We start from the raw sequence: 13601 nt of genomic DNA on the forward strand, positions 1-13601 counted from the left end.
GCCGCGCCAATCATGCGAAAAGGTCACGAACCTTCCCTCCTTCGTCGCAGGTCCAGAATGCCGCCCGTTTCAGAAACCGCAGATGTCGTGATCGTCGGCGGGGCCGCGATCGGCTCCTCCGTCGCCTATCATCTTGCCGCCGATCCCGGCTTCAAGGGCAAGGTCGTGGTGATCGAGAAGGACCCGACCTACCGCTACTCGGCATCGGCCCTCTCCGCGGCCTCGATCCGCCAGCAGTTTTCGAGCGCGGTCAACATCCGCATCTCGCTCCACGGCATCGGCTTCCTGCGCGACATCGGCAGCCATCTTTCCGTCGACGGCGAGGTCCCCTCCATCGATCTGCATGAGGGCGGCTATCTCTATGTCGCGAGCGGCGAGGGCGCTCCGGTGCTCGCGGCCAATCAGCGCCTTCAGCAGGCGGAGGGCGCCGACATCGCCCTGCTGTCGGCCGAAGCGCTCGGCGGCAAGTTCGGCTGGCTCAACACCTCGGATCTCGCCTGCGGCACCTATGGCGTCAGTGGCGAGGGCTGGTTCGACGGCTGGGCCCTGCTCCAGGCTTTCCGCAAGAAGGCACGCGCGCTGGGCGTCGAGTACCGCCAGGGCGCGGTCGCCAGCTACATCGTCGAGGGCGGGCGGGTCACCGGTGTAGAGCTTTCCGATGGCAGCCGCATCTCTTGCGGGGCGGTGGTCAACGCCGCCGGCTCGCACGGTGCAAAGCTGGCGGGGAGCGCCGGCGTCGCGATCCCGGTCGCACCGAAGAAGCGCTATGTCTTCACCTTCACCTGCAAGGGCGAGGTCGACAACTGCCCGCTGCTGATCGACACCTCGGGTGCCTATTGCCGGCCGGAGGGGAAGCGCGGCGCCGAAGGGCAGATGTTCATCTGCGGTGCCTCGCCGGTGGACGGGCAGCATGATCCCGACTGGGACGAGCAGGCCGCCGATGTCGAGGATGTCGACTGGTCCTTCTTCGAGGAGACGGTATGGCCGGCTTTGGCTCATCGCATCCCCGCCTTCGAAGCGATCCGCCCCGGCCGGGCCTGGGCCGGCCCCTATGACATGAACGGGCTCGACGGCAATGCCATCGTCGGACCTGCCGTGGGCGTGACCAATCTCTATCTCGCCAACGGCTTCTCCGGTCACGGCCTGCAGCAATCGCCGGCGGTCGGGCGCGGCCTCGCCGAGCATATCGCGCATGGTCGCTATCTCAGCCTCGACCTTGCCGATCTCGGCCATGAGCGCATCGTCGCGGGCCGGCCGCTCTTGGAAGCCAACATCATCTGAGGCAGGCTCCGCGGCCTCGTCCTTCGAGACGCCGTTGCCGCGGCTGCTCGGGATGAGGGCTGCGGGACCATCCGAACCGGAACGAGGGGAGCAACGCCGTGATCGATACCGCCTATGCCGTCATCATGGCGCGCTACAACGCCTGGCAGAACGAGAACCTCTACGGCGCCGCGGCGACGTTGAGCGATGCGGCGCGGCGGCAGGATCGTGGCGCCTTCTTCGGCTCGATCCACGGGACTTTCTGCCATCTGCTTTGGGGCGACCGGATGTGGCTCCACCGCTTCGCCGGAATGCCGAAGCCCGATGTTCCCGGCAGCGAATCCTCCCGCATGATCGAAGATTGGGACGAGCTCGTCGCCGAGCGACGGGCAACTGACGCCGTGATCGGCGACTGGGCGGCCGGGCTCTCGCGGGAGTGGCTCGCCGGCGATTTGACCTGGGTCTCCGGCATCTCCCGCCGCGAGCTCACCCGGCCGCGGGCCCAGCTCGTCGTCCACTTCTTCAACCACCAGACCCATCATCGCGGCCAGGTCCACGCCATGCTGACAGGTGCTGGCGTAAAGCCGGGCGATACCGATCTCGTGCTGGTCGATATGCGCGGCTGAGCCCGGCCGATCCCACGCTGAACGCAGGCGTTTGCCCATGGGCCATGCCGCTCCTGCATGTGTGGCGTCTTGTCCGGATTCGAACGCTCTGCGCATGGTGCGGCTATCGGATCCGGAGAGATCACCATGCCCGAACTATCGACGTTGCTCGCCTTCACCCTGGTCGCGCTGGGGATGGTGCTGACGCCCGGCCCGAACATGGTCTACCTGATCTCGCGCTCGATCGCGCAGGGGCCGATGGCAGGCATGGTCTCGCTCGGCGGCATCGCGCTCGGCTTCCTGTTCTATGTCTTCTGCGCCGCCTTCGGCATCACCGCGCTCGTCTTCGCGGTGCCCTATGCCTATGACGCGCTCCGGCTGCTTGGCGCCGGCTATCTGCTCTGGCTGGCCTGGCAGTCCCTGCGCCCCGGCGGCCGCTCGCCCTTCCATGTCCGCGACCTCCCGCATGACGGTCCGCGCAAGCTGTTCATGATGGGTTTGCTGACCAGCCTGCTCAATCCGAAGATCGCGATGTTCTACCTCGCGCTGCTGCCGCAGTTCATCGATCCGGCGGCGGGCAGCGTGCTCGGCCAGTCGATCCTGCTCGGGCTGATCCAGATCGTGGTCAGCGTCAGCGTCAACACGCTGATCACCTTCGCCGCCGGCGGCATCGCGCTGTTCCTGCGCACGCGGCCGCTCTGGTCGCTGGCCCAGCGCTGGCTGATGGGCACGGTGCTCGCAGGTTTCGCGCTGAGGATGGCCTACGAAGCGCGGCGCTGAGGCGCGGGCAGGCGCAGCGTCTCAGGCTCGATCGGCGGTCCGCCTTCGCGCCCCTCGGCCAGCGAACCGCCGATCTCGGCGAGGATGCGCCCCAGCGCATGGAAATCGGCCTTGCGGGCCGAGGTGCGGCGCCAGGCCAGGCCTATGGAGCGGCTCGGTGCCGGCGGGGCGAAGCGGTAGAGCTTGACCGGCATGTCCGGCCGGCACTCGATCGGCAGCGCCATCGCCGGCAGCAATGTCGTGCCAAAACCGTTTGCGACCATCTGCATGATCGTCGACAGGCTGGAGGCGCCGTATTGCCGGCGCGAGCCGAGGCTCGCCAGTCCACAGAAGCTCAGCGCCTGGTCGCGCAGGCAATGTCCCTCTTCCAGCAGCAGCAGGTTCTCGCCGGCCAACGCCGCCTCCGGCGTCATCGCCGTGCCGTCGCCGGTCGGGCCGGAGGGTAGCGCCAGCAGGAAGGCGTCGTCGAACAGGTGCATGGTCTCCAGCCTGGGCCGGTCGATCGGCAGCGAGAGCAGGGCGACGTCGAGCAGCCCGTCGACGAGGTCGTCGAGCAGGGTCGCAGTCTGCGTCTCGCGTAGCCCGAGATCGAGCGCGGGGTAGCTTTCCTGCAGGCGCGGCAGCGTCGTCGGCAGCAGATAGGGCGCGATCGAGGGGATGACGCCGAGCTCGAGCCGGCCGCTGAGCAGCTTCGGCCGATGCCGGGCATGGTCGATCAGGTCGTTCGCTTCGATCAGGATGCGGTTGCCCGCTCGGCGATGTCGTGGCCGGCCTCCGTCAGGGTGATGGCATTGCGGCGGCGCTCGACCAACTGCGTCCCGAGGAAGCGCTCGAACTCCTGGATCTGCAAGGAAAGGGCGGGCTGGCTGACATGGCATTCGGCGGCGGCGCGGCCGAAATGGCGATGGCGTGCCACCGCGGCGAAATAGCGGAGCTGTTTCAAGGTGAACATGACGATAAGATAAACCTATCGTGGCGTGGCGCAAACGGTATTGGACATCATCGTCGCGATGTCCTGTTACTTCCTCCAATTCCAGCCAGACCGCCCTTCCGGCCTGCTGGTTCCAATTGGCTGCAGGTGGAGGACACGATGTCTAAGAACCCGATCATGCGGACGAGCGCCGGTGCGCCGATCCCGGACAACCAGAATTCCATCACCGCCGGCGAGCGCGGCCCGGTCCTGATGCAGGACTACCAGCTGATCGAGAAGCTGGCCCACCAGAACCGCGAGCGCATCCCCGAGCGCGCCGTCCACGCCAAGGGCTGGGGCGCGCATGGCACGCTGACCATCACCGGCGACATCTCGAAGTACACCAAGGCCAAGGCGCTGCAGCCCGGCGCCGTCACCCCGATGATCGCCCGCTTCTCGACCGTCGCCGGCGAGATGGGCGCCGCCGACGCCGAGCGCGACGTGCGCGGCTTCGCGCTGAAGTTCTACACGCAGGGCGGCAACTGGGATCTGGTCGGCAACAATACGCCGGTCTTCTTCGTGCGCGACCCCGTGAAGTTCCCGGACTTCATCCACACCCAGAAGCGCCACCCGAAGACCAATATGCGCTCGCCCACGGCGATGTGGGATTTCTGGTCGCTCTCGCCCGAGAGCCTGCACCAGGTCACCATCCTGATGTCCGATCGCGGCCTGCCGACCGATGTGCGCCACATCAACGGCTACGGCTCGCACACCTATTCGTTCTGGAACGACAGCGGCGAGCGCTACTGGGTCAAGTTCCACTTCAAGACCATGCAGGGCCATAAGCACTGGACCAATGACGAGGCTGCCGTCGTCGTCGGCAAGACCCGCGAGTCGACGCAGGAAGACCTCTACAACGCCCTCGAGCGCGGCGAGTACCCGCGCTGGAAGGTGCAGGTTCAGATCATGCCGGAGCTCGATGCCGAGAAGACCTCCTACAACCCGTTCGATCTCACCAAGGTCTGGCCGCATGCCGAGTACCCGGTGATCGACATCGGCGTGATGGAGCTGAACCGCAATCCGGAGAACTACTTCGCCGAGATCGAGAACGCTGCCTTCTCGCCCTCGAACATCGTGCCGGGCATCGGGTTCTCGCCCGACAAGATGCTGCAGGCCCGGATCTTCTCCTATGCCGACGCCCATCGCCACCGGCTCGGGACGCATTACGAGCACATCCCGGTCAACCAGCCGAAGATCCCGGTGCACCACTATCATCGCGACGGCCAGATGAACACGTTCGGCGGCATCAAGACGGGCAATCCCGACGCCTATTACGAGCCGAACTCCTTCGGCGGCCCGGTCGAGGAGCCGTCGGCGAAGGAGCCGCCGCTGCGCATCGACGGCAATGCCGACCGCTACAACCATCGCATCGGCAATGACGACTACGGTCAGCCGCGCGCGCTGTTCAACCTGTTCGACCAGGGCCAGAAGGACCGCCTGTTCTCCAACATCGCCGCGGCGATGGGCGGGATCCCGCAGGCGATCGAGGAGCGCCAGCTCGCGCATTTCGACAAGATCCATCCCGACTACGGCAATGGGGTGCGCCGCGCGCTCGCCAAGGCGGATGGTCGCGAGCGCCCGGCCATCTCGGTCACCGAGAACACGCCGCAGCGCGCCGCCGAGTAACGCGGATGGTTCGCGGGCCGCCGGTGCGGTGCCCCATCGACCTCAAGCCCCGCCGGCTGCCCGGCGGGGCTCTTCTATTGCCAGGCCGCCGCACATGGCGCCGGTGCGAGCCCTGTGCGACCGGCATTCCTTTCGATCTGCCGATCGGCTGCTCGTCGCTTTAGCTTGAAACCGCAATCGCGCTCAGCGCAGCTCACGCCGGTAGACGATGTGGCCGGAGGGGTGTCCCAGGCTGTCGTAAAGACGAAGCGCTGCCGCGTTGTCCGGGCGCACATTCCAGGTCAGGCGCACCGCGCCGGCGATTTCAGCCGATACGATGGCCGCCTGCATCAGCGCGCGACCAATGCCACGACCATGCAAGGCCGGCTTGACGAACAGGTCTACCAGGAGCCCCGCCGGGCCGGCGAAGCTCGTCGTCGGGTGGACGACAATGTGGGCAAATCCGACCATTTCACATGCATGCTCGGCAAGCAGGGCCTGCATCGGAACGGCCGGATCGAGAAGCTTGGTCCAGGCGGCAGCCGAAACTTCGGCAAGGGGAGCCGCCCCGCCTTGGGGCCCATAGGCGTGATAGGTGCTCCAGAGCGTTAGCCAGGCGTGATGATCGCCCGGCGTGGCCGGCCGGACCTCGATGGGACAGTCCTCGCTCTTCCGTCCAGCCATCGTCACCCGGACCTATTCGGTCATCTCGGCGGGAGCGGCCGCCATATCCGCCGATATCGCTTCGAACACGTGACCGTCGGGGTCCTCGAAGGCCCGCGTGTACAGCCAGCCCATGTCCTGCGGCGCGCGAATGTCGGCCTTGCCGCCGGCCGTCGCCGCTGCCACGACGATGGCGTCGACCTGCTCGCGGCTGTCGCGGGCCAAGGCCAGCAGCATCTCGCTCGTCGCATGGGCGTCTGCGATCCGCTTTGGTGTGAAGGTCGAGAAATAGGCCTGCGACAACAGGTGGAATGTGATGGTGTCGGACCAGACCATGCTCGACGCCTGGTGGTCGCTGAACCGCTCGTTCTTCTCGCAGCCGATCGCCTCATAGAAGCGGGTCGCAGCGGCGAGGTCCTTCACCGGCAGATTTACGTAGATCGTCTTCGGCATTGCAGTCCTCCCTTGGCGGTCCGGAGCGCATGGCCGGCGCGGTGACGCGGTCTCCGCGTCTGCGGCTCTTGCGCGGCAATTTTTCAGATTTATATAGACCAATCTACATATTTTGTAGACCGGTTTTCATATTCCTGTCAACCGTGCCAGGGTGTGGCCATGGCGAACACGACAAAGGATCGGATGCTGCAGGCGGCTGCCAAGCTCCTGCAGACGCGCGGCTATTTCGGTACGGGGCTGAATGATGTCCTCGCCGAGAGCGGCGCTCCCCGAGGCTCGCTCTATTTCCACTTTCCCGGCGGCAAGGGGCAGCTCGCCCTGGAAGCGACCCGTGCCGCGGTCGACGAGGTCACGCTGTCGACCGCCGACATCATCGCCAACGCGGAAGCCCCCGGCGCGGCGTTGCGAACCATTTCGGAACGCATTGCCGAACTGATGCGGACGACGAATTACGAGCGAAGCTGCCCGATTTCGCCGCTCATCAATGATGGTGCAAATGATCTGCCGGCCCTTCTCGATCTGTGCCGCGAGGCTTTCGGCATCTGGATGGGCCTGATGGAGGAGATGCTGCTGAAGGCCGGCCTGCCGGCCGATCGCGCCAAGGTTCTCGCCCTGTTGGCCCAGACGGTGTTTCAGGGGGGCGCTATCGTCTCGCGAGCCCAACAGGATGAGCGTGCGCTTCTCGATGCAACGGAAGAGGTCGCCCGGCTGATCGACAAGGAGATCGCGCAGTTGGCATAGCAAGGGCAGGGGCCGACCCCGGGGCCCCGCCCTTCGCCATCCCAGGCGGCGGTGGTTGCAGGTGGATCGCGGGCGATACTGTCGGGGCAGGTCGCGCCCGGAAAGCAATGCGGAGACCATGATTACAATCCGACGTTCCCGCCCCGGGGAGGGCGCCCGCATTATCGAAATATGGCGAAGCGCAGTCGACGCTACGCATGATTTTCTAACGCCTGAGGATCGCCTGGCGCTTGATGAGATGGTGTGCGGCTTCCTCCCCCAGGCGCCACTTTGGCTGGCGGTGGATGCGAATGATTACCCGCTGGCCTTCATGCTGATCGACGATGGGCATATGGAGGCACTGTTCGTCGATCCCGCTCATCGCGGAACCGGTATCGGTGCCGCGCTTGTACGGCACGGCCTCACGCTGCATCCGAAAATGACGACCGATGTCAACGAACAGAATGACCAAGCTGTTCGTTTCTATGAAAGAATGGGTTTCAGACAGACAGGCCGCTCGGCAGTCGACGGTCAGGGCAGGCCGTACCCGCTCATCCACCTGGAACATCAGGTTGACTGGCCGGTTTCCGGACAGCCGGCAAGCTGAACTCTCTCGGCATCGCGATCGGGCTGCGCTGGCTTGAGCCCGCGGGCGAGGTTTGCTCTCTTGATGTCTGGTCCCACAGGCGCTCGCGCATCATTGATGGTGGACGTGATGACCCAGCACCGCATCTACAAAATGAGCTTCGCCAAGGTCTATCCGCTGCTGGTGGCGAAGGCGGAGCGGAAGGGCCGCACAAAGGCCGAGGTCGACGAGATCATCCACTGGCTCACCGGCTATGGCGGCGAGGCTCTCGCGTCCCAACTGGCTAAGGATACGGATTATCAGAGCTTCTTCGCTCAGGCGCCGGCTCTCAACCCCGCGCGAGCCGACATAACCGGGGTGGTCTGCGGTGTACGCGTCGAGGAAATCACCGAGCCGTTGATGCGGGAGGTCCGCTACCTCGACAAGCTCATCGACGAACTCGCCCGAGGCAAGGCGATCGACAAGATCCTGTCCCCTAAGCCTCGAAATCCGCCGGCGCCTTAGGGCATAGCCTGAACGATGCCGCGAACCGCCATCTAGGAACGACCGCGCCCAGTAAGCCCGTCGCGGCTGTAAGGTGCCTGTAAGCGCAGGACGGTCAAATGCCTCTCATCAGGCCGGGCGAAGAAGCCACCGGCCCAGGACGAGAGGAAAGCCGATCATGACCGACAGCCACGCTTGCGACACCGCCCGCGACACCTCCGTTGCCCTGACCGATGCCGATCTCGACACGGTCGCCGGCGCCGGCCTCGGCCAGAAGGTTCTGGGCGTCGCCCTGACCACCGGGGGCGTGCTGACCACCGCGGCGGGCGTCATGACACGCCAGTGGGGGCTCGCCGGCCGCGGCACCAACATGCTGATCGACGGTATCGGCCATCTCGAAGCCGCCTGAGCGCCGAAACGAAAACAGCCCCGCCGGCGCGAGCCGGCGGGGCTTTTCTATCGGGCGGTGTGAGCCAAGGCGGCGGACCAAGGACTGGGACTATCCGGCGGTCTTGGTGAAACCCTTGCTCCAATAATGGTCGAGGATGTTCTGACCGTTCTGGAGCACCGCGGCGGCAAGTTCAGGATTTCCACCCTCGAATGTCTCGGTGTCGGCACCGCACAGCATGAGAAACAGCTTCTGCTGGGCCACGGCGACAAAGTAATCGTGATCCGGCGGCGGCAGTTCGGCACCGATCGCTTTCAGCTCGTCCGCGGCTTGCTCGCTGGCGGTGCGGAGCGCCCGATAGATCGCAGCCAACATCGTCTGCTCCGCCCGTTCCTGGATCTCGATGTAGTGTCGTTCGGCTGACGTCGGGACGGGGCAGCTTGGGGGCAATGAAACTCTCCTTGGTCAATAAAAAGCCGTGCAGCGAAGAGGTCTCGCCCGTCAGATGCTGCGGGCGATCGTGAAATCGCCGTTCGCAAGGGCGGCTGCCGAAGCCGAGGCCTCGCGGCGTTCGATGTCGGCGACCACGGCGCCGCGCGGGCCCTTTCGCGCTTCGGCGACCAGGTTCTCCACCGTTTCCGGCGCTCCGCAGAGAAGGGCCTCCACCATGCCGTCGCTGCGGTTTCGCACCCAGCCGGTCACCCCGGCGGCGAGCGCGCGCTCCCGCAGCCATTGCCGGTAGCCGACGCCCTGAACCACGCCTGAAACGATGATGTGTAGCATCATCCTCGCATCCTCCACCCGGAATGCCCGCTGCATGATCATGGCCGATGACGGCCTTCCGAAGGCGAAGCAGGCTAGGTCCTTGCCTGAACAGCGGGGATGTCAGGCACGAATGCCGGTTCCCTGCCGTCGCCTCAATGCTCTAGCCTCGGCCTCCTTCGTATCCGGAACCACAGAGAGCCCGACGATGAGCGACAGGACTGCCGAAGAAGCCAAGGTGACCGCCTGGCTTGGCGAGCGCAAGCAGGCGATGATCGACCTCCTGCGCGAGATGGTCGACACCGATTCCGGCTCCTATGACAAAGCCGGCGTCGACCGGGCAGGGCAGGTGCTGGCCCGCTTCCACGAGAAGAACGGGCTCGCCGTCGAGATCGTGCCCGATGCCCGCTATGGCGACGCGGTCAAGGCGCGCCTGCCCAATCCCACCGCCAACGACCAGCGGCCGGTGCTGCTGCTCGGCCATCGCGACACCGTCTTCCCCGAGGGCGAGCCGACGCGCCGGCCCTTCGCCATCCGCGATGGCCGTGCCTATGGGCCGGGCGTCGCCGACATGAAGGCCGGGCTCGTCATCGAGGCTTTCGTCGCCGCCGCCTTCGCCGCCAATGGCGGGCTGAAGGCGCCGCTGATGATGCTGACCACCAGCGACGAGGAGATCGCCTCGCCATCCTCGCGCCCGGTGATCGAGGCGGCGGCGCGTGAGTCGCGCTGCGTCTTCAATGCCGAGCCGAGCCGGCTTCCGGCCGGAACCGAGTTCAGCCGCGACCGACGGCAGTCGGTGACCTCCGGCCGCAAGGGAGGCGTCTTCATGCGCGCCGATTTCCAGGGCAAGGCCGCCCATTCCGGCGCGAATTACGAGAAGGGCGTCTCCGCCATCGTCGATCTCGGCCACAAGATCCCGCAGCTCCAGGGGCTGACCGATCTCGAAGCCGGCGTCACCGTCAATGTCGGGCTGATCGGCGGCGGCCAGACGGTCAACACCGTCGCTCCGCATGCCTGGTGCGAAATCGACCTACGCTACCGCACCAAGGCGCAGCGCGACGAGCTGGTCGACGCGATCCGCGCCATCGTCGAGACGCCGGTGGTCGCGGGCTCCTCGGCGCAGCTCACCATCAAGGGCGAGTTCCTGCCGCTGGAGACGACGGCCGAGTCGGCCGAACTCTACGAGGCCTATCGCGATGCGGCGACCAGTTTCGGCATCGCCGTCACCGCCGAATACACCGGCGGCTGCGCCGATTCCGGCTTCACCGCCGCCCAGGGCTGCCCGACCCTGTGCAGCGTCGGCCCGGTCGGCGGCATGGCCCATACGCCGGACGAGTTCTTGGAGGTCGAGAGCATCGTCCCGGCGGCGCAGACGCTCGCGCTCGCGGTGATGCGGACTGCGGCAAGGATGGAGTGAGGCTCGCCACCCCACGCCGTCGTCCCGGACAAGCCGCGAAGCGGCGCCGATCCGGGACCCATTCCTGAGCCTTGCCGATGAAGGTTCCGGAATGGGTCCCGGGTCTCCCTTCGGTCGCCCGGGACCACTCCGTTGATAAAAAAGGGCGCCGCTCTCGCGGCGCCCTTCATCATCACGGCGATGCCACGCCTCAATTCAGTGCGACCCCGGCCGGGCGGCTTTCGCTCGCCGCCGGGAACTCGCCGAGCATCAGCCCGGCGGGCCCCACCGTCAGCGGCACGCTTTCCCCGTCGCGGATCGTCCCGGCGAGCAAGAGTTCGGCCAGCGGGTCCTGCACCGACTTCTGGATCACCCGCTTCAGCGGGCGCGCGCCATAGGCCGGGTCGTAGCCCTTGTCGGCCAGCCAGTCGCGCGCCTCGTCGGAGAGCTCGAGCGCGATCTTGCGATCGCTCAGGAGCTTGTCGAGGCGGCCCATCTGGATGTCGACGATCGCGCCCATATCCGACCGCCGCAGGCGGTGGAACAGGATGATGTCGTCGATCCGGTTGAGGAACTCCGGCCGGAAGGCATGGCGCACCACGCCCATCACCTCGTCACGCACGGCGTCGCTGTCCTCTCCCTCGGGCTGGTTCACCAGGAACTCCGAACCGAGATTCGAGGTCATGATGATCAGCACATTGCGGAAGTCGACCGTGCGGCCCTGGCCGTCGGTCAGGCGTCCGTCGTCGAGCACCTGCAGCAGGACGTTGAACACGTCCGGATGCGCCTTCTCGACCTCGTCGAAGAGCACGACCTGATAGGGCCGGCGCCGCACGGCTTCGGTAAGCGCGCCGCCTTCCTCATAGCCGACATAGCCCGGAGGCGCGCCGATCAGCCGGCTGACCGAGTGCTTCTCCATGTATTCGGACATGTCGAGCCGGACCATCGCCGTCTCGTCGTCGAACAGGAACGCGGCGAGCGCCTTGGTCAGCTCGGTCTTGCCGACGCCGGTCGGGCCGAGGAACATGAACGAGCCGATCGGCCGGTTCGGGTCCTGCAGCCCGGCGCGGGCGCGCCTGACCGCCTTGGAGACGGCCTCGACCGCTTCCTCCTGGCCGACGACGCGCTTGGCGAGGCTTTCCTCCATGCGCAGCAGCTTGTCCTTCTCGCCTTCGAGCATCTTGTCGACGGGCACGCCGGTCCAGCGGCTGACCACCTGCGCGACATGGTCGGGCGTCACGGCTTCCTCGACCATGCCGGACGAGTCGCCATTGGCCTCGATATCGGCGAGCGCCTTCTCGAGCTGCGGGATCTCGCCATAGGCGAGCTCGCCGGCGCGCTGGTACTCGCCCTTGCGCTGCGCCTGCGCCAGTTCGTTGCGGGCATTGTCAAGCTTGGTCTTGATCTCGGCGGCCTGGCCGAGCTTGTCCTTCTCGGCCTTCCAGCGCGCCGTGATCGTGGCGGAGCGGGCTTCGAGCTCGGCGAGCTCGGCCTCAAGCCGCCGCAGCCGCTCCTGCGAGCCGGCGTCGCTCTCCTTCTTGAGCGCCTCCTGCTCGATGCGCAGGCGGACGATCTCGCGATCGATCGAGTCGAGCTCCTCGGGCTTGGAATCGACCTGCATGCGCAGGCGCGCCGAAGCCTCGTCGACGAGGTCGATCGCCTTGTCGGGCAAGAAGCGGTCGGTGATGTAGCGGTTCGACAGCGTCGTCGCCGCGACCAGCGCCGAGTCGGTGATCCGCACGCGATGATGCTGCTCGTACTTCTCCTTCAGCCCGCGCAGGATCGAGATCGTGTCCTCGACCGTCGGCTCGTCGATGAAGACGGGCTGGAAGCGACGGGCGAGTGCTGCGTCCTTCTCGACGTATTTGCGGTACTCGTCGAGCGTGGTCGCGCCGATGCAATGCAGCTCGCCGCGCGCCAGAGCCGGCTTCAGCAGGTTGGAGGCATCCATCGCGCCGTCGGTCTTGCCGGCGCCGACGAGGGTGTGCATCTCGTCGATGAACAGGATGACGCCTCCCGCCGCGGCCGAGACCTCGGAGAGCACGGCCTTCAGCCGCTCCTCGAACTCGCCGCGATATTTCGCGCCGGCGATCAGCGCGCCCATGTCGAGGGCGAGCAGCTCCTTGTCCTTCAGGCTCTCGGGCACGTCGCCATTGACGATGCGCAGCGCAAGGCCCTCCGCGATCGCGGTCTTGCCGACGCCGGGCTCGCCGATCAGCACGGGATTGTTCTTCGTCCGGCGCGACAGCACCTGGATGGTGCGGCGGATCTCCTCGTCGCGGCCGATCACCGGGTCGAGCTTGCCTTCGCGCGCAGCCGCAGTGAGGTCACGCGCGTACTTCTTCAGCGCGTCATAGCTCTGCTCGGCCGAAGCGGAATCGGCGGTGCGGCCCTTGCGGATGGCCTCGATAGCGGCATTCAGGCTCTGCGGCGTGACGCCGGCCTTGGCCAGCACCTTGCCGGCCTCGGTCTCCTTCTCGATCGCCAGTGCGAGCAGCAGCCGCTCGACCGTGACGAAGCTGTCGCCGGCCTTGTCGGCCGCCGTCTCGGCGGTGCCGAAGACGCGCGCCAGGGCAGGCGTCAGCTGCGGGCCGCTGGCGCCGGAGCCGCTCACCTTGGGCAGCTTGGCCAGCGCCGCGTCGACCATCTGCTTGGCCAGGCGCGACTGGCCGCCCGCGCGGTCGATCAGGCCCGCGGCCATGCCTTCGCCGTCGTCGAGCAGCGCCTTCAGCACATGCTCGGGCGTGAACTGGGGATGGCCCTCGCGCATCGCGATGGTCTGGGCTGCCTGCAGGAAGCCCTTCGCCCGGTCCGTGTATTTCTCAATGTTCATCAATATACCTCCGCCCGCCGGTCGCGCCCCGTGGCGGCGGAGCCGGCTGCCTTTCATCAGGATGGAGCCCCCTGTCGGGCGACCCCTCGTTCAGACA

Annotated in this window: 14 protein-coding genes and 1 pseudogene; 9 read left to right on the forward strand and 6 right to left on the reverse strand. The window is 66.5% G+C overall.

From position 1 onward, the window contains the following. The first annotated feature begins 57 nt into the window (after positions 1-57). From RKE40_RS02640 to RKE40_RS02650, 3 genes are all read left to right on the forward strand, one after another. Complete coding sequence (locus tag RKE40_RS02640) at positions 58-1281, forward strand: NAD(P)/FAD-dependent oxidoreductase (protein WP_316016690.1); 1224 nt, start codon at positions 58-60, stop codon at positions 1279-1281. Positions 1282-1379: 98 nt separating this feature from the next. Then, on the forward strand, positions 1380-1886 hold the full coding sequence (locus RKE40_RS02645) for a DinB family protein (RefSeq protein ID WP_316016691.1): 507 nt from the start codon (positions 1380-1382) through the stop codon (positions 1884-1886). Positions 1887-2012: 126 nt separating this feature from the next. Continuing rightward, positions 2013-2645 carry a LysE family translocator gene (locus tag RKE40_RS02650; protein WP_316016692.1) on the forward strand — a complete coding sequence of 211 codons (633 nt, stop codon included), beginning with the start codon at positions 2013-2015 and terminating at the stop codon, positions 2643-2645. Here the strand turns inward: RKE40_RS02650 and RKE40_RS02655 are convergent. Continuing rightward, positions 2627-3597, reverse strand: a pseudogene (locus tag RKE40_RS02655) (LysR substrate-binding domain-containing protein). The gene RKE40_RS02650 and the pseudogene RKE40_RS02655 sit on opposite strands and share 19 nt — an antisense overlap. A gap of 138 nt (positions 3598-3735) precedes the next feature. On the opposite strand from RKE40_RS02655, the gene RKE40_RS02660 reads away from it, so the two are divergent. After that, positions 3736-5241, forward strand: coding sequence for a catalase (locus RKE40_RS02660; RefSeq protein WP_316016693.1), 1506 nt, complete (start codon positions 3736-3738; stop codon positions 5239-5241). A 183-nt stretch (positions 5242-5424) separates the two neighbouring features. Here RKE40_RS02660 and RKE40_RS02665 read toward each other — a convergent pair whose 3' ends face one another. Together RKE40_RS02665 and RKE40_RS02670 are read right to left on the reverse strand one after the other, a co-directional pair. Further along, complete coding sequence (locus RKE40_RS02665; RefSeq protein ID WP_316016727.1) at positions 5425-5904, reverse strand: GNAT family N-acetyltransferase; 480 nt, start codon at positions 5902-5904, stop codon at positions 5425-5427. A gap of 12 nt (positions 5905-5916) precedes the next feature. Then, entirely contained in the window at positions 5917-6336 is a 420-nt protein-coding gene (locus RKE40_RS02670; protein WP_316016694.1) for a VOC family protein, read from the reverse strand. 159 nt (positions 6337-6495) lie between these two features. Here RKE40_RS02670 and RKE40_RS02675 point away from each other — a divergent pair, with 159 nt between their 5' ends. From RKE40_RS02675 to RKE40_RS02690, 4 genes are all read left to right on the forward strand, one after another. Then, a complete protein-coding gene (locus RKE40_RS02675; RefSeq protein WP_316016695.1) occupies positions 6496-7077 on the forward strand; it encodes a TetR/AcrR family transcriptional regulator in 582 nt (193 codons plus the stop codon). Positions 7078-7195: 118 nt separating this feature from the next. Beyond that, complete coding sequence (locus tag RKE40_RS02680) at positions 7196-7663, forward strand: acetyltransferase (RefSeq protein ID WP_316016696.1); 468 nt, start codon at positions 7196-7198, stop codon at positions 7661-7663. 108 nt (positions 7664-7771) lie between these two features. Next, positions 7772-8146, forward strand: coding sequence for a DUF2200 domain-containing protein (locus RKE40_RS02685; RefSeq protein ID WP_316016697.1), 375 nt, complete (start codon positions 7772-7774; stop codon positions 8144-8146). Positions 8147-8303: 157 nt separating this feature from the next. Further along, positions 8304-8534: a hypothetical protein gene (locus RKE40_RS02690; protein WP_316016698.1), complete on the forward strand. Its 231-nt coding sequence runs from the start codon at positions 8304-8306 to the stop codon at positions 8532-8534. Between the two features lie 90 nt (positions 8535-8624). Here the strand turns inward: RKE40_RS02690 and RKE40_RS02695 are convergent, their stop codons facing one another. Then, positions 8625-8888 (reverse strand): hypothetical protein, encoded by a 264-nt coding sequence (locus RKE40_RS02695; RefSeq protein WP_316016699.1) that lies wholly within the window; start codon positions 8886-8888, stop codon positions 8625-8627. A 126-nt stretch (positions 8889-9014) separates the two neighbouring features. Next, positions 9015-9338, reverse strand: a complete 324-nt coding sequence (locus RKE40_RS02700; protein ID WP_316016700.1) for an acylphosphatase — start codon at positions 9336-9338, stop codon at positions 9015-9017. 145 nt (positions 9339-9483) lie between these two features. Here RKE40_RS02700 and RKE40_RS02705 point away from each other — a divergent pair, with 145 nt between their 5' ends. Next, entirely contained in the window at positions 9484-10692 is a 1209-nt protein-coding gene (locus RKE40_RS02705; protein ID WP_316016701.1) for a M20 family metallopeptidase, read from the forward strand. 190 nt (positions 10693-10882) lie between these two features. Here the strand turns inward: RKE40_RS02705 and clpB are convergent, their stop codons facing one another. Then, positions 10883-13504: an ATP-dependent chaperone ClpB gene (clpB, locus tag RKE40_RS02710; protein ID WP_316016702.1), complete on the reverse strand. Its 2622-nt coding sequence runs from the start codon at positions 13502-13504 to the stop codon at positions 10883-10885. Positions 13505-13601 lie beyond the last annotated feature (97 nt).

It is taken from the genome of Allobosea rubneri, from assembly GCF_032464875.1.
GTDB classification, from domain to species: Bacteria; Pseudomonadota; Alphaproteobacteria; order Rhizobiales; family Beijerinckiaceae; genus Allobosea; species Allobosea rubneri.

Bases quoted from the DNA above. Each gene is read 5' to 3' on its own strand.
- RKE40_RS02695 (WP_316016699.1), bottom strand. From the start codon at position 8,888: ATGTTGGCTGCGATCTATCGGGCGCTCCGCACCGCCAGCGAGCAAGCC.
- RKE40_RS02700 (WP_316016700.1), bottom strand. From the start codon at position 9,338: ATGATCATGCAGCGGGCATTCCGGGTGGAGGATGCGAGGATGATGCTA.
- RKE40_RS02660 (WP_316016693.1), top strand. From the start codon at position 3,736: ATGTCTAAGAACCCGATCATGCGGACGAGCGCCGGTGCGCCGATCCCG.
- RKE40_RS02690 (WP_316016698.1), top strand. From the start codon at position 8,304: ATGACCGACAGCCACGCTTGCGACACCGCCCGCGACACCTCCGTTGCC.
- RKE40_RS02685 (WP_316016697.1), top strand. From the start codon at position 7,772: ATGACCCAGCACCGCATCTACAAAATGAGCTTCGCCAAGGTCTATCCG.
- clpB (WP_316016702.1), bottom strand. From the start codon at position 13,504: ATGAACATTGAGAAATACACGGACCGGGCGAAGGGCTTCCTGCAGGCA.
- RKE40_RS02670 (WP_316016694.1), bottom strand. From the start codon at position 6,336: ATGCCGAAGACGATCTACGTAAATCTGCCGGTGAAGGACCTCGCCGCT.
- RKE40_RS02680 (WP_316016696.1), top strand. From the start codon at position 7,196: ATGATTACAATCCGACGTTCCCGCCCCGGGGAGGGCGCCCGCATTATC.
- RKE40_RS02640 (WP_316016690.1), top strand. From the start codon at position 58: ATGCCGCCCGTTTCAGAAACCGCAGATGTCGTGATCGTCGGCGGGGCC.
- RKE40_RS02650 (WP_316016692.1), top strand. From the start codon at position 2,013: ATGCCCGAACTATCGACGTTGCTCGCCTTCACCCTGGTCGCGCTGGGG.
- RKE40_RS02675 (WP_316016695.1), top strand. From the start codon at position 6,496: ATGGCGAACACGACAAAGGATCGGATGCTGCAGGCGGCTGCCAAGCTC.
- RKE40_RS02665 (WP_316016727.1), bottom strand. From the start codon at position 5,904: ATGGCTGGACGGAAGAGCGAGGACTGTCCCATCGAGGTCCGGCCGGCC.
- RKE40_RS02705 (WP_316016701.1), top strand. From the start codon at position 9,484: ATGAGCGACAGGACTGCCGAAGAAGCCAAGGTGACCGCCTGGCTTGGC.